This is a genomic window from Peribacillus sp. NPDC046944 (assembly GCF_050272735.1).
Lineage (GTDB): Bacteria > Bacillota > Bacilli > Bacillales > DSM-1321 > Peribacillus.
The window spans coordinates 1-22,921 of the sequence record NZ_JBNNML010000008.1; the positions used below are offsets into that span (position 1 = coordinate 1).

Here is a 22,921-nt window from a genome sequence, read left to right on the forward strand (position 1 = left end):
TCATTTTACTAAAAAGGGCGATTTTTTTGTGCATAAATTTCATAAAAAAAGGGTTGCCCTAAAAGTCATTTTCCTGACTTTTGGGACAGCCCCTTACATTCTTAAAATTAAGACTGAAATCAATTAGCACATGAACTAGCGCTATAAGAAAAGGAAAGTAAAATATCCATTTTGCTTTTCTATTAGTTCCTTGTTTCTATATTATAGTGAGTGTAACTGAGGTAAAAAGGAAACCGTTTTCATTTTGATCGTTTCACCCTAGTTTCAAAGCGGTAAGATCTGTTTTGGTCGATCCATTTTCGATTCTTCTACTGATGGCAAAATATCACTAAATTGAGTTTCCCAATGCTCGAAGGACTCCCATTTCTTTGGACGCAAAGGTCTCTCTTTATGCCAAGGACGTGGCTCCATAATGTCTAGTTCTTGAATATATTTATCCATATCTGTATACAATTCAATTACATGTTTATCAGGATCGAAATGATATGAGGCAATATTATGTCCAGCCGTATGACGACTAGGTCCCCAAATAGTAGGCATGTTATGTCGCATAAGAATATCGGAGCTAGCATATTGATGCCCGGGGTTTCGTAATTGAAAAGCAATATGATGCATATAAGACTTTTTCCCTTGAATGATATTCAAGGTATGATGATCTTCATTACAAGTTAGAAAGCTTGCTACATCTAAGATTTGATCTGTCTTATGAAATCCAAGGATCCGATGATAAAAGTCAACGTTCTGAGGAGCATTTTTGACGCTAATGGATAGGTGGCCTAATTTATTCGGGATAATTCCGACTTCACTATAACCCGGTGAACTATATTCCATTTCATGATAGAGAAAAATCTTATTACCATCTGGATCTTTAAACTCGAGTTGTTCAACTACTCCAGGTTGTTTATCATGTATAAGTTCGCTAAAAATACCTTCTTCTCTTAAAAGATACTGCGCATCTTTTAACCCCATCTGTGCATTGACCTGCCAACCTATCCCTTCCATGAAGCTGTGTTGGCTAGGATGTATGACAATATGATGATGTTCGAAACCATTGCTAATATAAACCGTCCCATTTTCCACCTGTTCAACGACTTTGCATCCTAGTACGTTTGTATAATAATCGACCATCGCTTTGACATTTTTCGAGAAGAACGTTACATAGCCTAGCCGGAAAACTGGAATCATGAAATCACTCCTTTTATTTTACAGGTATGGAATGTGAAATTTTATTTTCTTGCATGCCTAAGTCAATGACATTGTCTGTGCTTTTGATGGAAAGACGTAAAACATCGCCATCTTGCAAGTATCCATTGTCTTTTTGCGTATCGATAAAATAAGAGATTTTATCTTCATGAGGAATTGTATTATCAGAAATATATTGGATGATATTTGCATTTAGACGTAAGCATACGCCACCAGGCGTTCCTGTAAGCACAAGGTCTCCTGTTTTCAAATTGAAGATTTCGGACATTTCACTTAATGTTTCTGTTGGTTTGAAAAGTAATTGATCCGTTATTACATGTTGGCGCGTTTCCCCGTTTACTTCTAAGTGAAGAACAAGTTGATCTAGGTATTGAATCTCATCTTCTTCTAATAAATAAATGTAAGGCCCTACTGGACAAAAACCTCGATAGCTTTTTCCTTTGAACCATTGTTGTTCTACAATTTGCACGTCTCGTGCAGACATATCATTGGCGATAACAAGGCCAGCAATGTAGTCTTTCAGATTATCCCCGGTAATCGTGGTTTGTTCTGTGATGTCTTTATTTATGATCAGACCAAGCTCAATCTCATAGTCCAATAATTTCACATGTGCAGGACAGAGTATATCAGCCGTTGCGGATGTTAATGTGCTAGACGCTTTTGTGAACAATAAATTGTACGGAGGCTTTTGTTTTGTAAAACCTGCTTCTTCGCGGTGTACGCTGTAGTTGGTTCCTTGACAAAAGATATTAGCATCTTCAGTGACTGGTGAAAGTAAAGTGATTTCTTCATTAGTAACGATTTTTCCATTTGTTTTTGCATGTTGAATGGCTTCATACCCGTTATCTAATAATTGGTTTAATGATTGCGCCTCATGCTCAATAATCCGAATGGCTTCTTCTAAAACACCCCAATGTATTTGAGATTCATATTCAAAACGTAATAATTTAATGCCCATAGTAATATCCTCCTTAAAGTTATTAAACTTATTGTAATGGTTAGCTTTATAGGGAACTAGAGTAATACTTATTGAAATCTTGAATGAGTTAAATAAAAATAATGAATCTGTTCTAGGAAGATATAAATACTTAAAGGTTATTCTTATTAGATGACGTCTGTTGAATTAGAAGGCTCGTATTCTGTTTGGACGGATCCTTTTTTAGAGAGTGATGTTATCACCAACCAAATAATGGCTAGTGCCAATAAACCAATGGCAGCAAGAAATAGTGTAAAACGACCACCTACTTGTCCAAATGAATGTAAAGTTAGTTGATACATGAAAGGGCTAATGATAGCGCCAAGTCCTTGTGCGGCAGCTGCAAATCCAACGAAAGATATGCCCTTGGCTATATTTGAAAGATCCGAAATACGTGATAATACTCCAGGAATCACGATTCCTAAGCCCATCCCCCCAACTAAACTGGCCATGAATATGAATGTTAAGTCTTTAGCATAGAAACACCACAGGATTCCAGCTGCAGTCAATATAATGCCGAAAGGAATATTGAAGTTTGGCCAAAGTTGGCGAAGTCGTCCGAAGAAGAAGCCAACTAATAATGTACCTAGAGTGAATAATGAAATAGCTAGGCCCGCTTCTGTTGCGCTACCTAGTTTTTCTGCTTGAATAATGATCGAAATGTTCGTCACATAGCCGAATACCAAGGCTGTATAAAAAACTTGTCCTAGTGTAAAGCCATAAACGGTTTTAGAAGCTGAAAATAGAATTTCTTTAAGAGAGGCATTCTCCACTTGTAGCCTGTTGGGCTCTGGTAAATATAAGAATGTAATCGCCAAAATCCAAATAGGAAAAAGATAGACTAAGAATCCGAATTGCCAGCTGTAGGCATCAGCAAGCATACCACCAGCCACTTGAAAGAATACTGCACCAATACAAGCAACAGTTGATGTGCCGAGACCAATTAAAGTATCTCTTTCACGACCATTAAAGAAGCTTGATATGATATCAATGGATAATGGTAGTGTAATGCCGACACCAAGACCCAATAAACCGCGGAATGCAATTATTATAAATAGATTATCTATGAAGAATGGCATAATTCCCCCAATAATGAACAGGAGGAGTCCGGTAAAAAGAAGGGTCCTTTTTGAAAACGTATTCGCTAATTTCCCATAGAACAAGGAAGGGAAAATCTGAAAAAAACCAGGGATTGTAGCAATGAGCATCACGACGGAAGGGGGGAATTCAGGAAAGGCCACGATAAGATCGGCCATAATGGAACCTGCTACACCTGCGGCAACATCCTGGAATGCGATTAGAACGATTAAAAACTTTAAAAAAGTAACGTTTTTTGTCTTTGCCATAAATAAAGACCCCCAAATTTTTTATTCAATTTTAAATAAATGCCGTGCAATGGCTTAGATACTGAGTGTGACTCCCTTCTTAATAGTTACTCAAGATGATAGCATAGAATCTCACATACAATATCGATGGTTTTTAATCAAAAGTAGAGCCATTTTACGAAAAAATCACTTATTTATTCAGAATAATCAAAAAGTAAGAGAGCCTTTTTTATATAAAACTATAACTTTTAATATCGGAAATAATTTGATTTGATGGTGAATTCAATAAAATATATTTGTTTTAGGTCAATCCATTTCAATTTTTCCTAAGATAATTAGGGATTTCAAAAGTAGCATAAGTTCAAATGAATGAGTAGAACTTCTTAAATCTTTATTGAGCATTTCTTCAATTTTTTGTATTCGATAGACCAGCCCACTCATTGATAAGTTTAAATCAAGCATGGTCTGTTGTAAGTTGCCGTTGTTGTTTAAAAATGCATAGAGCGTCTTTAAAAATTCATCCTTTTTATGTGCCTTTAATGCAAGAATGGGTGAGAGTTCTTTTTCCGCAAGTTGGATAATTGTATTCATATTGACGGGATTAATGATGGATCCCATAATACTCGTATTTTCATAGTAAATAAGGTTGGATTTCTTATCGATATTTAATGATGTCATTGCCTGTTGATTGGCTTCAGGTATATCTTCGATGGTATGAAGGGAACGACTTAAACCAACACGAAATTCATAACTTTTAAATGTTCGATGTAAATGTTTTAAAATATTTGTTAGAAGTTCATGTGTCTTTTCTTTCTTTGGAAACAAAAAAGTGATTTCTTGTTGAAACTCCGTAATGAAAATTTGAACTTGGTGCATTTCCAAATAGGTTGTAAAAGATTGAATAATTTTATTCATCAAGGTGGAATCCTTAATGATGATTCCTTTTTTTGTAATGCGTAAATTTCCAATATAGAAGTCTTCGTTTAAATCGATTTGCAACAAATAACTGCGAGATATCATGTTACTTTTCGATATATATTGCTTCTGTAATAGTTGCTCAAAAAAATAAGCCTTCATATTTTCTATAGCTTCTAAGCTTGATTTTTCATTTAAATAACATAAGGCTATCCCAGTAGCTGATCGTTGTAAAAAGTTCATTTCATCCTTTCGCGGTCCTTCTTCACATGAGTAAAGAAAAGAAATATAGCCAATGATTTGTTTTTGAACCGTTATTGGACTGATTAAGCGAATGTGTTCTGTGCAATCAATTTGAATTGAATGTAAAGGTTCAATGTGTTTCATTAAAATCTTCCCTGATTTAGTCTGCGGCATTTGATTAGCAAAATCAGTAGCTACAGCTTCTAATTCTGGTTCTGTCATTCCAATCGAATGCAGTGTATTAAAATTTAAATCCTGAATAATGACAGGAACATTTAAATTTTCATATATTGTTTCTAATATTTGTTCAATTGTCATTCCTTGAGAAATACCAATTGTTAAATCGTTATGGAAAGAGGAAACTTTTTCGGTTTGTTTTTTTTCGAGAAAAAGTTGTTCATAGGTTTGATTCAACACATCAATCATTGGTGCTTGATGTGTTTTTTGTAATTCTTCCTTCGTTTTTTCATCCCAATGTTCTATCATTCTCATTTCAAAAGCGCAGTCATCATCACCTTTAGCTCTACAAGTAATTTCAACAATATAAATTTCTCTCTTGGTTAAATAGGAAGTATAACCACTTGCATACCCTGCTAGGGTATGACAAATACATGAATCACTTTTGCCAAAATGATTCGTATGTTCATATATTTCATAAGAATTGATCCAGATTCCCTTTGCATACATATATTTAACCGTATCGTCAGGATTAAGTTCTAAAATTCTATCAGATATAACATCAGTAATCTGGCCAGAATTCAAATGATAACCAGAGGCACAATCTAATTTTTCACGTAAACTAAGTGGTCTCTGTTCGACTTCTTTTGCATGAACGACACCGATATTCCAGCCATAACGTCTTAAAAAGACTTTAGCATATTCCAAGCCGAGATATTCAATCAACTCTTTGCGTAGTAGACCAAATGTACCTGATGTTGAAAATAATTCTTTATCGACATATCCTGAATTTGCCATCATAGAATCCCCCCATAAGTTTACGGATCTACAAAAATAAAGCGCTTACAAAAAACATTCTAACAGAAATAAATGGAAAATGTAAACTTTGTAGGAATTATAACCCATTTAGTATGAAACTGGTTTTTTCGGTTTTCCAATACCGTTAAATAGGTTGATTTCCCATGTGATTGGGTTAATAACTTTCATAGGAGAAATGCAATTAAATAAAATTAAGCAGTTTTTATTAGAATTCATCATGAAAATTCAAGACATTTCACTAAAGTTTAATAGCTAGCAGTTTGATATATTAAATATTAATTAAGCAAAGGAGTTGGATATATGACAATCACCTTGAATGAAAAAGAATTAGAAACGATTCATAATGCTAAGCAAATAGCTAACGATATTCGCGATCGAGTAAAGGAAACTGAAACTCTCCGTCGCATTCCAAACTCTACAATCCAACAATTAAAAGATCATGGCATTTTCAAGATGCTGCGTCCAGCCAGGTATGGTGGGTTAGAAGTAAATATCCAAACTTATAGCCAAGTTATTTTAGAAATATCAAAAGCATGCGCTTCTACAGGTTGGGTTGCTTCTTTATGTGCGATTCGTGAAATGATGGTTGCTGAATCCTTCAGCGAAAAAACACATCTGGAAATTTTCAGTGGGGATCCGGATGACGTGTTGTTTGCAGGAGTGTATGAGCCCCGTTCATGTACTGTTAAGAAAGTTGAAGGCGGTTACATAGTGGAAGAAGGGCATTGGATGTTCTGTTCGGGCTCACTGCATGCTACTTGGGGTTACTTCGGCATGTATTTAAAAGATGATCTCGGAAATATTCAAGAGCAACTTTTGATGACATTGCCATTCGAAGAGTTAGAAGTGGAAGATGATTGGTTCACTCTTGGATTACGTGGTACGGGCAGTAACGCGGTTCACATGAAGAATGTATTCATACCGGAACATCGGTGTACGTCTTTTGTCAATGTATTGGATGGACATTTCCAATCGGAGCATCTGCGAGATAATCCACTATATAGTTCGGCATTATTCCCTTGTCTCATATTATCTTTAGCATTACCGGGATTAGGTGTGATGCAAGAAATGCTACGTTTGTTCCATCAAAGTTTACCTTATCGAACCGCGCAACATATGGGCGTCAAAATGATTAAGGATGCAGCAAGTACTCATAGCATCCTTGCCGAAGCAACATTAAAGGTAGAAACTGCCGAAATCTATTTAATGAATATAGCAAAGAGCATTGATGAATGGGCGAATAAGCTAACAATCATGCCAAAATCAGAACGTCTAAAGATACTTGCCGATATCGGTTATAGTAATCGTCTATTGAACGAAGCGATGCAAGAACTTTTATCCATCGGTGGATCAGGGTTTGTATATGATGGCAATCCGATGCAACGTTTAATTCGCGATTTCATTACTTTGCATTCACATCGTTCATTGTCGCCAGTAATCACTCTTGAGAATTTTGGTCGTCACTTATCAGGATTAGAACCAAATCAAGTCCGCTATTAAATTTATCTTTTGAAAAATAGAGGAGACGATATAGGGTAGTGAATGGTTTTCATTTTTCTAACATGAAAACCGTAAGGAGGGTTTAGGTGTGAAACCACAAATTGCAAAGTTAGGTTATGTAGCTTTAGAGTCTTCAGACATCGAAAAGTCGGTTACCTTTTTCCAAGATGTTATTGGACTAGAGTTAACAGAAAAAGTACAAGATACGTATTATTTTAGAGCTTGGGGCGATTTTGAACATCATACTCTATCTATTTCACCAGGTGAGATGGGAAAAGTGACATACATCGCCTTACGCACAAAAAGTTCAGAAGATTTGTACTTATTCAAAGAACAACTAGAAACAAAAGGTTATAGCATAGAGCATGTAGCAGCGGGAACGACACCAGGAATTGGAGAGGCCTTTCAATTTGTTGCCCCATCAGGTCACAGGCTAGAGCTATATTACGATGTTGAAAAAGGAGAAGTGGACGATCATCGGCGATCTGTCTTGAAAAATCAAACATATAAGTCTTGGGCAAAGGGAGCTTCTCCTCGTCGACTTGATCACGTGAATATCCATACATGTGCCCCAGGAAATAGCGCTTTCGATTTCTTTGTAGAAGAATTGGGCTTCCGTATCAATGAGTGCATTGAAACAGTAGAAGGTAAGCTGTTAGCTGGATGGATGAGCGTGACACCTCTAGTACATGACGTTGCACTTGTAGCACATGATTCATTGGAAACGAAAGCCCGCTTCCATCATATCTCTTATTGGTTAGATAGTTCAGGAGATTTGATGAGAGCGGCAGATATATTGAAAGAAAATGGACTTCAATTCATTGGTCCTGGAAAACACAGTGTTTCACAAGCTATTTATTTATATGTCATTGACCCTGGAAGTGGATGTCGGGTGGAGCTATTCACGGGAGGCTACCTGATCTTCGAACCAGACTGGGAAACGGTTGTTTGGCGACCTGAGGAAAGGGCATTTGGTAACACGTATTGGGGTGACAGTATTACGGGAAATGCACTTATAGTACCAACGATAGAAGCTTAAAGGAGGAATGAAGTGTGAAAATGACAAGGGAAGAGAAATTAATTACTTCGAAGCACATTAATACAGGGGAATATACGACTTGGATGAATGAAACGGGCAAAAAAAATGATGAAACGATCCTTTTTTTACACGGTTCTGGTCCAGGCGTAACATCCATTGCGAATTGGAGCTATGCTTTAGCCGATTGTGCCGATACATTCCACTGCTTGGCACCAGATTTATATGGGTTTGCCAAAAGCGACCATCCAGCAGAGCCATTGAAGAATCGTCAAGCTTGGATGGACTGCTGGATCGAACAAGTGATGGAAATTCTCGATTACTATGAATTAGAAAAAGTTCATCTAGTCGGGAATTCACTTGGTTGTTCTATTGCGCTAGAGCTATTGTTAGAATACCCTGAGCGATTTGACCGCATTGTTTTAATGGGACCCGGTGGTACACCTAATACCAAATTAAGCCTAGAATTAGCCCGTGCTAAGTCATTTTACGATAGCCCTTCCAAAAAAAGATTACAGCAAATCATGGGGTGGTTTGTATACGATAAAGAAAAGATGCAGCCAGTTATAGATGGCTTGACAGATGATCGGTTTGAAAATGCGATGCGTGAAGAGGTACGTCGTTCTAACAATTCCATTTTTTCAACGGCAGCTGTACCGATTCCAACAGTGGCGCTAGGTCGCATTAAAAATCCCATTCTTCTTGTTCATGGTAGAGATGACAAAGTGTGTTCGATTGAATCTAGCTATTATTTAATGGACTATCTTGATGATGCGCAATTACATGTTTTCAGTCAATGTGGACACTGGACGCAAATCGAAAAGAAAGAACAATTCAATCATCTTATACAAGAATTCTTTAATAGGCATTTATAACCTCTTATTAAAAGGCTTATAAAATAGGTAGATTATAGGAGTGAAAAGAATGTCGGAAATAACGGATATCGTGGTCATTGGAGCGGGAAATGCTGCATTATGTGCTGCCATCGCAGCAGCTGAAGAAGGCGTGACTGTCACGATTTTAGAAATATCATCCGCGGAAGAAAAAGGCGGTAACACAGCCTATACACATGGCTCCATTCGATTCGCCTATGAAAATGGTGAACAAGTCCGCACTCTATTACCGGACATGACGGATGAGGAGTTTAATACAATTGACTTTGGTACTTATACGAAAGAGCAATTTTTTGATGACCTTGCCGTGATGTCGAACTATCGAACGGATTATGATTTGGCTTCGATCATGACAAAAATGAGTTATGATACCGTTCGTTGGCTCACTGAACATCATGTTAACTGGATTCCAATCTACGGTCGGCAGGCTTATAAAATGGAAAATAAGTTTAATTTTTGGGGAGGAATGGTCATTGAGGCCGTTGGTGGAGGTAAAGGATTGGTCGATGCTCTCCACCGAGAAGCATTACGACTGGGTGTGAAAATTCACTATGATACAGCAGCAATCGACCTCGTAACCGCAAACCGCACAATTGAAGGAGTTATAGTGCGCAACGGTGACCAAGAACGGATAATTTCCTGTAAAGCTGTCATCTTAGCATCTGGTGGATTTCATGCCAATGTGGCGATGAGGACACAGTATTTAGGACCCGGATGGGATACGGTTCATACAAGAGGTTGTAAATATAATGTTGGTGATGGTCTACGGATGGCAATGTCACTTGGGGCGCGTACGACTGGCAATTGGTCAGGGGCACATGCAGTATGTGGAGATCGATATCTTCAAGATTATAAGGAAGGTTTTCAAAAGTTAAGTTTCCCTTTTGGCATTATGGTTAATCAACAAGGCCGGCGTTTCTTTGATGAAGGGGAAAATTTCCGTAACTATATTTATGCGAAAGTCGGTAGAGAAATTTTAAAGCAACCGGGACAAGTTGCATGGCAAATCTTTGATGCAAAGGTTAAACCTTTTATCCGAGAGGAATACAATGGTCGCCATATTACCAAAGTGACGGCCAATACATTAGAAGAATTAGCTGACAAACTGGATGGCATCAATAAAAATGGATTTTTAAAAGAAGTGGAAACTTTCAACGAATCCGTTTCTGAAAGTGTAGCTTTCAATCCCAATGTACTAGATGGCAAGAGTGCCGTAGGATTGGCTGTACCAAAATCGAATTGGGCCAACAAATTAGATGAAGGACCATTTGAGGCCTATGAAGTAGCTTGCGGAATCACGTTCACATACGGAGGTTTGAAAATCAATAAACAGGCACAAGTGATACACAACGACTTCACTCCCATTGCAGGGTTATACGCAGCTGGTGAAATCGTAGGTGGGTTGTATTATGATAACTATCCTGGTGGTGCCGGCTTAACTTCCGGGGCTGTATTTGGAAAAATGGCTGGAGAACATGCCGGGCAATATATTCAAAGCTTAAAAAGGCATGAAATTAAAAATAATTAGGAGGTATAGATATGACGATCAAACAAAATAAAGTTAAAACGGGTGAATTTGAAACGTATTTTCATGAGGGTGGTAAGGAACATGAAGAAACGGTTATTTTCATTCATGGGTCAGGCCCAGGAGCTAATGCAAAAGCCAACTGGCAATTTGTCTTAGAAGAATATGCACAAGATTTCCATGTTATTGCACCAGACTTAATCGGCTTCGGCGATACGGATCATCCTGAAATTTATCCGGAAAATGGTGTGCAATGGATGTCGATGCGAGTTCAGCAAATTTTAGATTTGATGGATGCATTGCAAGTTAAAAAAGCCAATTTAATAGGGAATTCTCTTGGCGGCGTAGTATCTATGTATTTGAACATGCAGGCACCGGAACGCTTTGGGAAAATCGTATTAATGGGAGCGGGGGTCCTTTTAAAAGAGCCTACTCCAGAACTGATGAAACTTTCCGGTTTCCATCTAGACCCGACAAAAGAAAATTTAAGGAACTTATTAAGCTGGTTTGTTCATGATTTGAATCGCATGAAGGATTTTGTGGATCAGGTAGTAGATGAGCGTTTTGCAATGTTCCAGCGTCCGGAAATTCTTCGTTCATATCGAGAGAACTTCACCAAGTCTTCGTTGACAGAAATGCTAATTCCACAAACTGCACTTGAACGGATGGAGAATGAGTTTTTATTGATTCATGGTTACTACGATCGTTTCGTACCATTACAAAGTAGTCTATATGCACTTGACCATTTGCCAAATGTGGAATTGCGCGTCTTCAAAAAATGTGGACACTGGGTAATGATTGAACAACGAGAAGAATTTTTGCATGAGACGAAGCATTTCTTTACCAAAGATAAAGTTCAAGTGAAAATCTAAATGATTGAAAGGAGGAATTACGATGAGTGAAGCCATAGTGAATATAGAAAACGTCAGTGAGATGCTTATTGAAAACGCACGATCACTACGAAAGGAATTACGGGATGTTACTCTAGAAATAGATCAAACGAGTACATTATCTACGAAGATCGTTGATTCTATACGTGATAAAGGACTTTTGAAAATTCTGCGTCCGAAAATGTTCAAGGGGTATGAAACGGACATGCGCACGTACTTTGATGTTGTAACAGAAATTAGTCGTGGCAATGCTTCAGCTGGATGGTTTGTTTCGCTTAGTAATATTCGGGATTACATGATTTCGTATGCGTTTGGTCGAAAAGCACTGATGGATATTTTTGGACCTAATCAAGATAGGGATGTTGTCTTAGCTGGGAATTTCAAACCCATTCACATTGATATTGAAAAAGTAGATGGCGGCTACATGATTAAAGATGCTAAATGGCCATTTGTCTCCGGTTCACCATACGCGGATTGGTTTTACTTTGGTGCACCAATTGATGATGGCAATGGCGGCGTTGAGATGGCAATCCTGGTTATTCCAAAAGAAGATGTCACGGTTTTAGATGACTGGGACGTTGTGGGTCTTCGGGGATCTGGTAGTAACAGTGTTATTGTGAAGGATGTGTTCATTCCGGAACATCGTACGTCATTGGATCGTCTTGCGCAGCAAGGACATTATGTTATCGATGAACTTAAGGATAATCCGCTTTATCGCACACCGTTTGTACCATCGTTAACGTTGTCCATCGTGGCTCCGGCTTTGGGAATCGCGCTTGGTGGCTTTGATTTGCATATGGAGCGCGTGGCAAAAGCGGGAATCGGTAATACCTTCTACAACAAAATGGATGAAGCGGCAGTGACGCATCTGCAAATTTCTGAAATTGATATGAAACTGGAATGTGCACGAATGTTACTGGAAAATGCCATTGGGAATTTAGATGGCCATTCGACAAAAGGGCAAGTTTTTACACAGAAAGAAAGTATCCGGATAAAAGCGCAGTTTGGCTATGCTAATCAATTATGTAAGGAAGCATTTGATTTGATGTTAGCTGGATCAGGATCCATATTCGCTTATAACAACAATGTATTCCAAACATTTTATCGTGATTTCATCACCATGCATTTACATGGTTTCATTACACCGTCAAGTTTATTGGAGACATATGGCCGGGTTATGTGTGATTTAGAGGCAAACACATACTTTGCATAAATTAGATAAGGGGGAAATGGTATGAGTAAAGCAGAAATTTCAAAATTGGGTCATTTTGGGTTAGTGAGTACGGATTTAGAAAAATCACTTTGGTTCTTTAAAGAAGTGGTTGGATTAGAGGAAACTGATGTAGTGAATGGCGTCCATTATCTTCGTGCATGGGGTGACTTCGAGCACCATACATTGTCGATACGTGCTGGAGAGGAAGCTTACTTAGATCACATTGCCTGGCGTACAAAGCGTCGTGAAGATGTCGATTTATTTGCTGAACAACTCGAAAATAGCGGCATAGCCATCAAATGGGTAGAAGAAGGAACCGAAAAAGGACAAGGAAAGGCATTCCGTTTCAAACTACCAAGCGGTCATACTTTTGAAATCTATTACGATATGGAAAAAACATTAGCTTCTCCAGAAACACGTTCTGTGCTAAAAAATCAAACACATAAATCTTGGAACAAAGGTGTGTCTCCGCGCAGAATTGACCATGTAAATCTATTAAGTTCATTGCCTGCGAATGAATTGGTAGACTTCATGCAAGAACACCTAGGTTTTAATCTCCGTGAATATGTAGAGGCACCAGATGGTACGTATGTAGGCGCTTGGATGAGTGTCACTCCACTGGTCCATGACATTGCCTTTAGCTTCGATCCAAACTCACCGTCAACACATGAAGTCCATCATATCGCTTACTGGTTAGATAATGCACAAGATTTATTGAGAGCGGCAGATATTTTAAAAGAAAATGGAATCTTCTTTAAAGGACCTGGAAAGCATGGTATCTCACAAGCCATGTATATATATGCGATTGATCCGGGTAGTGGTGTAAGATTGGAGATTTTTACAAACGGCTATTTAATTTTTGAACCAGACTGGGAACCAATTCGTTGGACGGTTGATGAAATGGATATCGGTTTCACATATTGGGGAGATCAAATGGATGCGAATACAGAAAATAATCCAACCATTAAAGCATAAAGGAGGGGAATCTGTATGGACGATCGTTTATTTCGAGATACAATGGGGAAATTTTCGACGGGCGTGACCGTGCTCACAACAAAGCATGATGGCAAGGTGCACGGGATGACGGCAAATGCTTTCATGTCCGTATCCCTTAATCCCAAATTAGTTGTTATTTCAATTGGTGAAAATGCTCTTTGTCTTAACAAAATTCGAGAAAGTGGCCAATTTGGAGTCAATATATTAGCCGAAGATCAGCAAGAATATTCGATGATATTTGCTGGACAGAAGAAGGGTGAAATAGATATTGAATTTGATACATTGGCTGGGGTTCCGGTGCTACCAGGTGCTTTAGCTCAAATTAGTTGCGAAGTAGTTTCTTCATATGTCGAAGGGGATCATACATTATTTATCGGTAAAGTGCAGGATATTCTCCTGGAAGAAAAAGAACCATTATTATTCTACTCAGGAAAATATTACTCACTGCAAACTGTCGTATAGGGGGAAGGTATGAACATTCAATCAGCAAGCCAAGCATTACTAGATGCTGAAAAAAACAAGATACCTATTGAACCTTTTACATCCACAACTAAAATCTCGGTAGATGATGCATATCATATTCAACTGCTGCAGATCCAAAAGAAATTAGAAAATGCTAATTTAGTAGGCATGAAGATTGGTTTGACAAGTAAGGTCATGCAGGACATGTTTGGTGTTGATTCACCGGATTTTGGACATATTTTGAACAATATGGTTTTCGAGAATAATAGTGTAGTATCCGTTTCAAATTTTATCAGTCCAAAGGTAGAATTTGAAATCGCTTTCATATTAAGGGAGGATTTACAAGGCCCGAACATTACGGCGGAACATGTTTTAAAGGCAACCGAAGCGGTGGTACCGGCAATTGAAATAATCGATAGCCGAATTAGAGATTGGAAATTCCGTTTTGAGGATACGGTTGCTGATAATGGTTCATCGGCCGGTGCCATACTAGGCGATGTCCATTCCCAACCAACAATGGCTGAATTAGCAAACATTAAGATTATAGCGATGAAAAATGGTTCGGTTTTTGATGAAGGAATTAGCAATGCTGTCATGGAGAACCCAGCAAAGGCCGTGGCATGGCTTGTGAACATGTTAGCAGCCTATGATATTACATTAAAAGCAGGACAATTTATTCTTTCCGGTGCAATCACTGCGGCTGTACCGTTTGAATCGGGAGATGTATTTGAAATAGATTATGGCCCATACGGCCATATGAAGGTAACTTTTTCAGACTGAGGTGACAATATGGAAAAACTAAAAGTGGGAATTATCGGTTCCGGGAATATTGGAACCGATTTAATGTATAAAATTGAACGTTGCGATGCATTAGAAATGTCGGTCATGATCGGTATCGATAAGAATTCAGAAGGCTTAAAACGAGCTAGAGATCGAGGTTATCATACGATTGAAAATGGGATAGAAGGGTTGAAAAATCAGCTGGATCTTGTTGATATCGTTTTTGACGCAACAAGCGCCTACGCACATGCTGAAAATTACGAGGTAATCAAGTCCGCGGGTAAAAAGATGATTGATTTAACACCGGCAGCAATCGGACCTTTCACAGTTCCACCCGTTAATTTAACGGAGCACTTTGATAAAGATAATGTCAACATGGTGACATGTGGTGGACAAGCTACAATTCCCATCGTACATGCTATCAATCGTGTAGTAGCTGTAGATTATGCCGAAATAGTTGCCACGGTTGCGAGCAAAAGTGCAGGCCCTGGCACACGCGCCAACATCGATGAATTTACACGTACGACTTCTTGTGCAATCGAAGTCGTAGGCGGTGCTAAAAAGGGTAAGGCCATTATCATTCTTAATCCTGCTGAGCCACCAATCATTATGCGAGATACGGTGCATGCCCTTGTTTCAGAAAAGGGAAAGGAAGAAGCAATCATTAGCTCTATTCGAGCTATGGTACAAGAAGTACAGGAATACGTGCCAGGCTATCGTTTACGCGGAGAACCTGTTTTTGAAGATCATAAGATTTCTGTATTCTTAGAGGTTGAAGGTGCAGGCGATTTCTTTCCAGCCTTCTCAGGGAATTTAGATATTATGACCGCAGCGGCCGCGCGTGTGGCTAATGAAATGGCGAAGAGTATGTTGGCTCAGGGAGGAGCGGTTTCATGAGGGATGTTCATGTGCTGGATGTATCATTACGGGATGGCAGTCATTCAATGAAACATGCTTTTACCGAGCAGCAAGTAAGAGATATTGCAAGAGGTTTGGATCAGGCAGGAGTGGAGTATTTTGAGGTCGCTCATGGAGATGGGCTTGGCGGTTCCAGTTTACAATACGGTTTTTCCTTGGTAGATGAACTGAAACTCATTGAAGCGGCTGTCGATGAATGTCAGCAGGCAGAAGTAGCCGTACTTTTAATCCCAGGAATCGGTATTAAGGAAGATATCAAAGAGGCGGTTAAAGTCGGGGCAAAAATGGCCCGTATTGCAACGCATGTAACGGAAGCGAATATAGCTGCACAACATATTGCCATGAGTAAGGAATTAGGTTTAAAAACAGCAGGTTTTCTAATGATGGCGCATATGGCACAAGTCGATGTCATTGTAGAACAGGCGAAATTGTTCGAGCAATACGGTGCGGACATCATTTACGTGACCGATTCGGCAGGGCATCTGTTACCGAATCAAGTGACGGAACGCATCCAAGCCTTAAAGCAGCATGTGCACTGTGAAATCGGCTTCCATGCACATAATAACATGTCTTTAGCGATGGCGAATTCACTAGCAGCTATTGAGGCAGGAGCTACATATATTGATGGTTCACTACGTGCGCTTGGGGCTGGTAGTGGCAATACTCAAACAGAAGCATTGATTGCTGTTTTAAATCGTCTCCATATTCAAACTGGTATTGATTTATACAAAATTATTGATACGGCAAATAATACTGTAGCGCCAATCTTGCCGAGACCACAAGAAATATCGGGTTCAAGCCTTATGATGGGCTATGCGGGAGTATATTCGAGTTTTCTACTTCACACTGAAAAAGCTGCAAGACAATTCCAGGTCGATGAACGTGATATTTTAGTAGAACTAGGAAAGCGCAAGGCAGTTGGGGGTCAGGAAGACTTGATTTATGAAGTAGCACAGCAATTGCAACACGCAAAGTAAATACCCTCTCATATCGTAAGAAAAGGAAGAGATAAATACTCTTTCTTTTTTTACAATTCACTAATGATTTTATGAACTTTATCCGTTTTCCATGCAAGTTCACCTTTGTGAAAACGAGTTAATATGTCAGAAGGGAAGACAGGGTGGAACGATATAGAAATAGTGGGTGATTAATATAAAAAAATGTGGAAACTACCGTGCGAAATTTGGAGATGGCCCGATTTGGCATGAAGGATATGGTTTAATTTGGCTGGATATTACGGCGAAGAAAATCATTACGTACAACCCGGAAACGGAACAAGAAAGTGTATATGATGCACTAGGTTGGATCAAATCTATTGTGCCATCAGCGGATGGACAGTTTATTGGCATATATAAAGATGGTTTGTATTATTTGAATTTTAAAAAAGGTAGTAAAGTCCCTTTTGTCTTACCAGATGGACTCAATGATATTCATTATTTGAATGATGGCAAGTGCGGACCGGATGGACAGATTTGGGTAGGATTGTCGGACGGTTTTTTTAAACGCTTCAAAGAATCTCCTTATACAGCATTGTCACATTACCCTTTTGAAAACTCCAAGTTATTTAGTGTTGATGCTGGTGGGAATATTTCTGTGAAACTGGAAAATATAACATTTTCGAATGGATTGGATTGGAATCGCAAGACCCATAATTTTTATCATATTGACTCTTCTAAGCATCTGATTTTCCAATATCAGCTAAAAGAAAATGGTGAAATTCAATTTAAAAAAATCATCTACTCTTTTGAAATGGATGAAGGTTTCCCTGACGGTATGGCAATCGATGCAGATGGAAACCTATGGGTAGCTTTATATAAAGGTGGTACCATAGCTGCTCGCTTAAAGACACCGACGCGAATTGTATGTATCTGTCCTAAAAAGATGGAAGTCATTCAAGAAATTGAACTGCCATTATCACACGTGACCTCTTGCACAATTGGTGGTGAAAACCTAGATACCTTGTTTGTCACGACTGCATATGAACCATTACCAGAGGACAAGGTTAAGCGGGAACCTCTTGCGGGATATTTACTGGCTATTCCGATTGAACAACGAGGAGTGGCAAACTATCAGTTTATGACCAATGAGGATAAAGCGAAAATTAGGTAGTTCTTTATGGAAAACTGATTGAATTTCAGAAAAATGATTCGTAGTTTTCAATAAAAAAAGTTTGTAAGATGGAACCAAAGCTAATCGAGTTTTCATACAGGAAGGAAGAGGAGCATTGAAACCAGAAATTGCGAAGTTAGGACATGTTGCATTAGTTACGAGCGATTTAAATAAATCACTATTCTTTTTCAAAGAAGTGATCGGCTTGGAAGAAACTGAGGAGGTAAATGGTGTTCATTATTTGCGTGCATATAGCGATTTTCAACATCACACATTAAGCCTGGAAGCTGGAGAGGAAGGCTATGTGAAACATATTGGCTGGCGTACTAAAACAGCAAATTGCGTTGAAAGCTTCAAGGGAATATTGGAAAAACACGAAGTGGCCTTTGAAGAATATCCAAAAGGGACAACAGTTGGAATAGGAGATTCAATCCGGTTTAAGATGCCGAGTGGCCATACATTTGAGCTGTATTATGATGTTGAGAAGCCGAAAGCAACAAATGGAAATGCATCGGTATTAAAAAATCAGGTATTTCAATCATGGCGAAAGGGTATTTCTCCTCGACGCTTCGATCATGTGAATATTCATACGTCTACAGATGTAAACGCTTCATACGAGTTTTTAATGGATGTTTTGGGCTTTAACATGCGTGAATATATGCGCGGTGATGATGGTATTTTAGCAGCTTGGTTAAGTGTAACATCCTTGGTTCATGATGTTGCTTTACTAAAGAAAGATAAATTACCAACTCCGGCTCGTTTGCATCATATTTCATATTGGTTGGATGATTCACAAGATATCTTACGAGCAGCGGATATTTTAAAAGAGAATGGACTGCAATTTATCGGACCAGGAAAGCACGGTGCAACACAAGCTATTTATCTATATGTTATAGACCCAGGAAGTGGGTGTCGTGTGGAATTGTTTTCAGGTGGTTATCAAATTTTCGAACCGGACTGGGAGCCGATTGAGTGGACATTAGAGGAACGGTCTTCCTGCAATACGTATTGGGGTGACACTGTGCAGGATAAGGAACTGAACAATCTTACTATTGAAGTTCGCTAATGTATGGAAGGTAGGCAAGAGTGATGAAAGTGATTCTTGTAAATGAACAAAATCTATCATTTGTTCAATCTAATAGTTGTTCAAGCGTAATGGCATTAGGGTTTTTTGACGGAGTTCATAAGGGGCACCAACATGTCATAACAAAGGCTAAAAAATCAGCAAAGCTAAGAGGACTTCCTTTAGCGGTCATGAGTTTTTTTCCACATCCCAAAACCGTGTTTTCAAATCAAGAAATTGATTATTTAATGCCAATGGAGCAAAAAGTACAACAATTAAAGACACTGGGTGTAGATATTTTCTACATTGTGGAATTTACAAAGACATTTGCATCTCAAACACCGAAAACATTTGTGCAAGAATATTTAATCAACTTACAAGTGAAACACGTGGTAGCAGGTTTTGATTATACGTATGGAGCGAAGGGTGCTGGAACGATTAAAACGATTGCAGAGCACAGTGAACAACTTCTATCCGTGGATGCCGTAGAAAAGTATGAAATGTATGGTACTAAGGTAAGTTCCACTTATTTACGAGAACTTTTACGAAAAGGAAAAGTGGAAACGATGACTGCACTACTCGGAAGACCTTATCAAGTCCAGTACCATTTCCATGAGGGTTTGAAAGAGCATTATACTCTCCCTGATGAGGGTAGTTATTATGTTTCCATGTTGATTGGAAAGCGGGTTATTTCCCAAGTTGTGCATGTGTTTGATCAAAGAATACAATTCAATCAAAACTTTCATTTTGAGGAATCTACAATTATTTTTCATCAGAGTGTAGCACATGACTTACAAGTAACTAGTTAAAGGATGAAGTACATGCTTAAGACAGAAAAATTTTATCAATTATTACAGCAGCAAGAGACACTGTTATTACCAGGCGCATATGACGGTATGACAGCTCGGATATTAGAAGAAGCAGGTTTTGAAGCGATTTATGTGACAGGAGCAGGCATTGCCAATGCGCAACTTGGCTGGGCGGATGTGGGATTAACGACGTTAACAGAGATTGCACAAGTTGTTTCATGGATGTCCGATATCACTAAGGTTCCATTAGTGGTAGATGCAGATACTGGATTTGGAAATTCTATTAATATGCAACGAACTATAAAAATATTTGAAAAGGCAGGGGCCGCTGCCATTCAAATTGAAGATCAAGTCATGCCAAAGAAATGTGGCCATTTTAATGGTAAAGAAGTGATTTCTCAAGAAGAAATGATAGGGAAAATACATGCAGCTCTTGATGCGCGTCAAGATGAAAGATTGGCAATCATTGCACGGACGGATGCACTGTCTGTGTTAGGTTTTGATGAAGCAATCAAGCGTGCTAATGCGTACAAAGAGGCTGGTGCTCATGCCATTTTTATCGAAGCTCCACAAGAATATGAACAGATTGTAGAAATTCCAAAATTAGTCACAGGCATTCCACTTATTTTGAATTTGGTAGAAGGGGGAAAGACCCCTCTATTTTCTCAAACGGAAGTACAAGAAATGGGTTATCGCGTTATGCTTTGTGCCAATACGGTTTTACGTGGTGCCATTAAAGGAGTAAAAGATGCAGTGAACGTTTTAAAGCAAGAACAGTCACAGAAAAATATAGCACCATATATTTGCTCATGGGAGGAACGTCAAGAATTATTTAAATTACATGAGATTAATAAAATGGAAGAAAAATATTCTGAAAAGTGAGAAAGTGGTGAATGCACATGGATGAAGTAAATTATGATCTTGTTATTGTTGGTTGTGGAGCAGCTGGAACAGCAGCTGCTTTAGCCGCAGCGGAAGAGGCAAAAGCTCAAAACCAATCACTCTCTATTGCAATATTAGAACGTGCACCGTTTGAAAAACGGGGTGGGAATACCCGTTGGACTGCTGCGTATATGCGAATGGAAAACATTGATACACCGGCACCTAATTTGGTGGGCGACATGCGTGATTTTTCAGATAATTTAATTGATATTCAATATGCTGAAACATTGGAAAAAGAGGCTGGGCCAACGTTACGATGGGTGGAATCCAAGGGGGTTGAATTTGATTTCTTACCTACTATGTTTTTAACCGCTTCCCGGCCACGCTTATTACCAGTGGGGGGAGGTAAAGCAATTATTGATACGTTAAGTTTACGCGCTCGTGCTTTAGGTGTCGAAATTATATATGAGGCTACAGCTTGGGACTTAACCCTTGATGATACAGGAGCTGTAAATGGACTACATGTACGTGTATCTGATGGCAGTAGCATCTACTTAAAAACAAATGCCGTAATTTTAGCGGCAGGTGGATTTCAAGGCAATAAAGAAATGATGGCTCAATATGTGGGGAGAGATGCACACAAAATCCCCCCGGTTTCAGAAGGTGGCTTGTTTAATAAAGGAGAAGCTATTCGAATGGCGATGCGTATTGGTGCAACAGGAAACGGACAATTCGATTCATTTCATGCAGAGCCGGTAGACCCTAGGAGTAAGCGTGAGGAAGCGGCTGTTATGTTATTTCCATACGCAATTCTGGTGAATCAAAATGGTGAACGCTTTACCGATGAGGGTGTATCAACAATTGATGAGCAGTATGAAGAAGTAGCTCGCAAAATCTTTTATCAATGCGAAAATCATGTTGCCTATATGATTACAGATCAAAAGATGTATACGATTCCAAATTATGAAGAGGCCTTACAAACCGATAGGCCACCAATTGTTGCGAATACCATCGAAGAGTTAGCCGACAAAATCAATGTGAATCGTGAAAACCTTGTGCAAACGGTAGCTAATTTTAACGCTGATTGTCCAACTGGGGAATTCACCTATGACAAAGTAGATGGTTTAGCGACGACGACATTAGCTTTAAATAAATCAAATTGGTCGATTCCTATTAATGAGGGGCCTTTTATTGCTTATCCCATACATTGTTGCAATGTATTTACAAACGGTGGGCTTGCAACAGATGTCGAAGGTCGCGTGTTAACAGGAGATGCAGTACCGATTCCTGGTTTATATGCTGTTGGTGAAACATCAGGCGTATATTATGGAAAATATCCAGGCGGTACATCCGTATTGCGCTGCTTAGTATTCGGACGTCGTGCGGGTAAACATGCCGTGTCGTATATAGATAGCTATCAAACGATTTAATGAAGGAGGAGGTCTTAAATGGAACTAGAGGGAAAAGTGGCACTTATAACAGGTGCCAGTAAGGGGATTGGGAAAGAAACCGCCATTTTACTGGCTTCCTACGGAGCAAAGGTGGCCATTTGCGCCCGAGATCTGCAGGAATGTGAAAACGTGGCAGAGTTTATTCAAAACACTTATGGCACGAAAGCAATTGCCGTTTCATGCGATGTAGCGAATGAAGAGGAAGTGGAATCGGTTGTAGAGAAGGTTAGGGAACAACTTGGGACGGTTGATATTTTAATTAATAATGCAGGAGCAATGCTTTTAAAACCTTTTACTGAAACATCAACTTATGAGTGGCAAAGGATGTTTGATGTGAATGTACATGGTCCGTACTATTTCTGCAAACAAGTTGTAAAGGAAATGAAGCAAAAAAATGATGGAGTTATTGTGAACATTTCATCTATATGGGGTACTAAAGGTGGTCCGGATCGCAGTGCTTATATCACTTCAAAACATGCTGTAATCGGTTTTTCGAAAGCATTGGGAGAAGAATTAAAACCTTATGGCGTGCGAGTGAATGCAGTATGTCCGGGACCTGTCGACACGCAAATGACCGCAGCACTAGGCGGAAATATCAATAAGGCAGGATGGCTGCATCCCATCGATATAGCCTATGTAATCGTGGATTTAGTTTTACCAAAGAGTAAGGCTATATCGGCAACTTCTGTAGAAGCATTTGGTGCTGGATTGCCAGTTGGAATTACAAAATAATGAA

Annotated in this window: 21 protein-coding genes; 17 read left to right on the forward strand and 4 right to left on the reverse strand. The window is 39.0% G+C overall.

Annotation, left to right across the window (positions count from 1 at the left end; translation table 11 throughout):
- Window positions 1-264: 264 nt before the first annotated feature.
- The 4 genes from ACQKIC_RS15020 to ACQKIC_RS15035 form a co-directional block, all read right to left on the reverse strand.
- A complete protein-coding gene (locus ACQKIC_RS15020) occupies window positions 265-1,185 on the reverse strand; it encodes a VOC family protein (protein WP_427591793.1) in 921 nt (306 codons plus the stop codon).
- A gap of 13 nt (window positions 1,186-1,198) precedes the next feature.
- A complete protein-coding gene (locus ACQKIC_RS15025) occupies window positions 1,199-2,161 on the reverse strand; it encodes a fumarylacetoacetate hydrolase family protein (protein ID WP_427591794.1) in 963 nt (320 codons plus the stop codon).
- A gap of 146 nt (window positions 2,162-2,307) precedes the next feature.
- Window positions 2,308-3,525 carry an MFS transporter gene (locus tag ACQKIC_RS15030; RefSeq protein WP_427591795.1) on the reverse strand — a complete coding sequence of 406 codons (1,218 nt, stop codon included), beginning with the start codon at window positions 3,523-3,525 and terminating at the stop codon, window positions 2,308-2,310.
- A 285-nt stretch (window positions 3,526-3,810) separates the two neighbouring features.
- Window positions 3,811-5,637, reverse strand: coding sequence for a helix-turn-helix domain-containing protein (locus ACQKIC_RS15035; RefSeq protein ID WP_427668674.1), 1,827 nt, complete (start codon window positions 5,635-5,637; stop codon window positions 3,811-3,813).
- Between the two features lie 321 nt (window positions 5,638-5,958).
- Here ACQKIC_RS15035 and ACQKIC_RS15040 point away from each other — a divergent pair, with 321 nt between their 5' ends.
- The 17 genes from ACQKIC_RS15040 (at window position 5,959) to ACQKIC_RS15120 (ending at window position 22,917) form a co-directional block, all read left to right on the forward strand.
- Window positions 5,959-7,158, forward strand: a complete 1,200-nt coding sequence (locus ACQKIC_RS15040) for an acyl-CoA dehydrogenase family protein (protein ID WP_402989772.1) — start codon at window positions 5,959-5,961, stop codon at window positions 7,156-7,158.
- A gap of 88 nt (window positions 7,159-7,246) precedes the next feature.
- Entirely contained in the window at window positions 7,247-8,197 is a 951-nt protein-coding gene (locus tag ACQKIC_RS15045; RefSeq protein ID WP_427591797.1) for a VOC family protein, read from the forward strand.
- A gap of 20 nt (window positions 8,198-8,217) precedes the next feature.
- Window positions 8,218-9,069 carry an alpha/beta fold hydrolase gene (locus ACQKIC_RS15050; RefSeq protein ID WP_402873160.1) on the forward strand — a complete coding sequence of 284 codons (852 nt, stop codon included), beginning with the start codon at window positions 8,218-8,220 and terminating at the stop codon, window positions 9,067-9,069.
- Window positions 9,070-9,118: 49 nt separating this feature from the next.
- Window positions 9,119-10,615 carry an FAD-dependent tricarballylate dehydrogenase TcuA gene (gene tcuA, locus ACQKIC_RS15055; protein WP_427591798.1) on the forward strand — a complete coding sequence of 499 codons (1,497 nt, stop codon included), beginning with the start codon at window positions 9,119-9,121 and terminating at the stop codon, window positions 10,613-10,615.
- 11 nt (window positions 10,616-10,626) lie between these two features.
- On the forward strand, window positions 10,627-11,484 hold the full coding sequence (locus tag ACQKIC_RS15060) for an alpha/beta fold hydrolase (RefSeq protein ID WP_427591799.1): 858 nt from the start codon (window positions 10,627-10,629) through the stop codon (window positions 11,482-11,484).
- A gap of 22 nt (window positions 11,485-11,506) precedes the next feature.
- Complete coding sequence (locus ACQKIC_RS15065) at window positions 11,507-12,715, forward strand: acyl-CoA dehydrogenase family protein (RefSeq protein WP_427591800.1); 1,209 nt, start codon at window positions 11,507-11,509, stop codon at window positions 12,713-12,715.
- A 21-nt stretch (window positions 12,716-12,736) separates the two neighbouring features.
- A complete protein-coding gene (locus ACQKIC_RS15070; RefSeq protein WP_402872389.1) occupies window positions 12,737-13,690 on the forward strand; it encodes a VOC family protein in 954 nt (317 codons plus the stop codon).
- Window positions 13,691-13,705: 15 nt separating this feature from the next.
- A complete protein-coding gene (locus tag ACQKIC_RS15075; RefSeq protein WP_427591801.1) occupies window positions 13,706-14,173 on the forward strand; it encodes a flavin reductase family protein in 468 nt (155 codons plus the stop codon).
- Window positions 14,174-14,182: 9 nt separating this feature from the next.
- Complete coding sequence (locus ACQKIC_RS15080) at window positions 14,183-14,953, forward strand: 2-keto-4-pentenoate hydratase (RefSeq protein WP_427591802.1); 771 nt, start codon at window positions 14,183-14,185, stop codon at window positions 14,951-14,953.
- Window positions 14,954-14,962: 9 nt separating this feature from the next.
- Window positions 14,963-15,850 carry an acetaldehyde dehydrogenase (acetylating) gene (locus ACQKIC_RS15085; RefSeq protein ID WP_427591803.1) on the forward strand — a complete coding sequence of 296 codons (888 nt, stop codon included), beginning with the start codon at window positions 14,963-14,965 and terminating at the stop codon, window positions 15,848-15,850.
- On the forward strand, window positions 15,847-16,848 hold the full coding sequence (gene dmpG, locus ACQKIC_RS15090) for a 4-hydroxy-2-oxovalerate aldolase (RefSeq protein WP_402989747.1): 1,002 nt from the start codon (window positions 15,847-15,849) through the stop codon (window positions 16,846-16,848). Before ACQKIC_RS15085 ends, dmpG begins: the two co-directional genes overlap by 4 nt.
- A 166-nt stretch (window positions 16,849-17,014) precedes the next feature.
- The gene (locus ACQKIC_RS15095) at window positions 17,015-17,980 is read left to right on the forward strand and encodes an SMP-30/gluconolactonase/LRE family protein (RefSeq protein ID WP_427591804.1); all 966 of its coding nucleotides are present in this window, start codon (window positions 17,015-17,017) and stop codon (window positions 17,978-17,980) included.
- A 115-nt stretch (window positions 17,981-18,095) separates the two neighbouring features.
- Window positions 18,096-19,046 carry a VOC family protein gene (locus ACQKIC_RS15100; protein WP_427591805.1) on the forward strand — a complete coding sequence of 317 codons (951 nt, stop codon included), beginning with the start codon at window positions 18,096-18,098 and terminating at the stop codon, window positions 19,044-19,046.
- A 23-nt stretch (window positions 19,047-19,069) separates the two neighbouring features.
- Window positions 19,070-19,852: an FAD synthetase family protein gene (locus tag ACQKIC_RS15105; protein WP_427591904.1), complete on the forward strand. Its 783-nt coding sequence runs from the start codon at window positions 19,070-19,072 to the stop codon at window positions 19,850-19,852.
- Window positions 19,853-19,864: 12 nt separating this feature from the next.
- Window positions 19,865-20,734 carry an isocitrate lyase/PEP mutase family protein gene (locus ACQKIC_RS15110; protein ID WP_427591806.1) on the forward strand — a complete coding sequence of 290 codons (870 nt, stop codon included), beginning with the start codon at window positions 19,865-19,867 and terminating at the stop codon, window positions 20,732-20,734.
- A gap of 17 nt (window positions 20,735-20,751) precedes the next feature.
- Entirely contained in the window at window positions 20,752-22,164 is a 1,413-nt protein-coding gene (locus tag ACQKIC_RS15115) for an FAD-dependent oxidoreductase (protein ID WP_427591807.1), read from the forward strand.
- Window positions 22,165-22,182: 18 nt separating this feature from the next.
- On the forward strand, window positions 22,183-22,917 hold the full coding sequence (locus ACQKIC_RS15120; protein WP_427591808.1) for an SDR family NAD(P)-dependent oxidoreductase: 735 nt from the start codon (window positions 22,183-22,185) through the stop codon (window positions 22,915-22,917).
- The last annotated feature ends 4 nt before the right edge of the window (window positions 22,918-22,921 follow it).

Coding starts and splice junctions, on each gene's coding strand:
- ACQKIC_RS15060 (WP_427591799.1), top strand. CDS start 10,627: ATGACGATCAAACAAAATAAAGTTAAAACGGGTGAATTTGAAACGTAT.
- ACQKIC_RS15080 (WP_427591802.1), top strand. CDS start 14,183: ATGAACATTCAATCAGCAAGCCAAGCATTACTAGATGCTGAAAAAAAC.
- ACQKIC_RS15065 (WP_427591800.1), top strand. CDS start 11,507: ATGAGTGAAGCCATAGTGAATATAGAAAACGTCAGTGAGATGCTTATT.
- ACQKIC_RS15120 (WP_427591808.1), top strand. CDS start 22,183: ATGGAACTAGAGGGAAAAGTGGCACTTATAACAGGTGCCAGTAAGGGG.
- ACQKIC_RS15035 (WP_427668674.1), bottom strand. CDS start 5,637: ATGGCAAATTCAGGATATGTCGATAAAGAATTATTTTCAACATCAGGT.
- ACQKIC_RS15070 (WP_402872389.1), top strand. CDS start 12,737: ATGAGTAAAGCAGAAATTTCAAAATTGGGTCATTTTGGGTTAGTGAGT.
- ACQKIC_RS15050 (WP_402873160.1), top strand. CDS start 8,218: ATGACAAGGGAAGAGAAATTAATTACTTCGAAGCACATTAATACAGGG.
- ACQKIC_RS15085 (WP_427591803.1), top strand. CDS start 14,963: ATGGAAAAACTAAAAGTGGGAATTATCGGTTCCGGGAATATTGGAACC.
- ACQKIC_RS15025 (WP_427591794.1), bottom strand. CDS start 2,161: ATGGGCATTAAATTATTACGTTTTGAATATGAATCTCAAATACATTGG.
- dmpG (WP_402989747.1), top strand. CDS start 15,847: ATGAGGGATGTTCATGTGCTGGATGTATCATTACGGGATGGCAGTCAT.
- ACQKIC_RS15105 (WP_427591904.1), top strand. CDS start 19,070: ATGAAAGTGATTCTTGTAAATGAACAAAATCTATCATTTGTTCAATCT.
- ACQKIC_RS15020 (WP_427591793.1), bottom strand. CDS start 1,185: ATGATTCCAGTTTTCCGGCTAGGCTATGTAACGTTCTTCTCGAAAAAT.
- ACQKIC_RS15075 (WP_427591801.1), top strand. CDS start 13,706: ATGGACGATCGTTTATTTCGAGATACAATGGGGAAATTTTCGACGGGC.
- ACQKIC_RS15040 (WP_402989772.1), top strand. CDS start 5,959: ATGACAATCACCTTGAATGAAAAAGAATTAGAAACGATTCATAATGCT.
- tcuA (WP_427591798.1), top strand. CDS start 9,119: ATGTCGGAAATAACGGATATCGTGGTCATTGGAGCGGGAAATGCTGCA.
- ACQKIC_RS15030 (WP_427591795.1), bottom strand. CDS start 3,525: ATGGCAAAGACAAAAAACGTTACTTTTTTAAAGTTTTTAATCGTTCTA.
- ACQKIC_RS15115 (WP_427591807.1), top strand. CDS start 20,752: ATGGATGAAGTAAATTATGATCTTGTTATTGTTGGTTGTGGAGCAGCT.
- ACQKIC_RS15110 (WP_427591806.1), top strand. CDS start 19,865: ATGCTTAAGACAGAAAAATTTTATCAATTATTACAGCAGCAAGAGACA.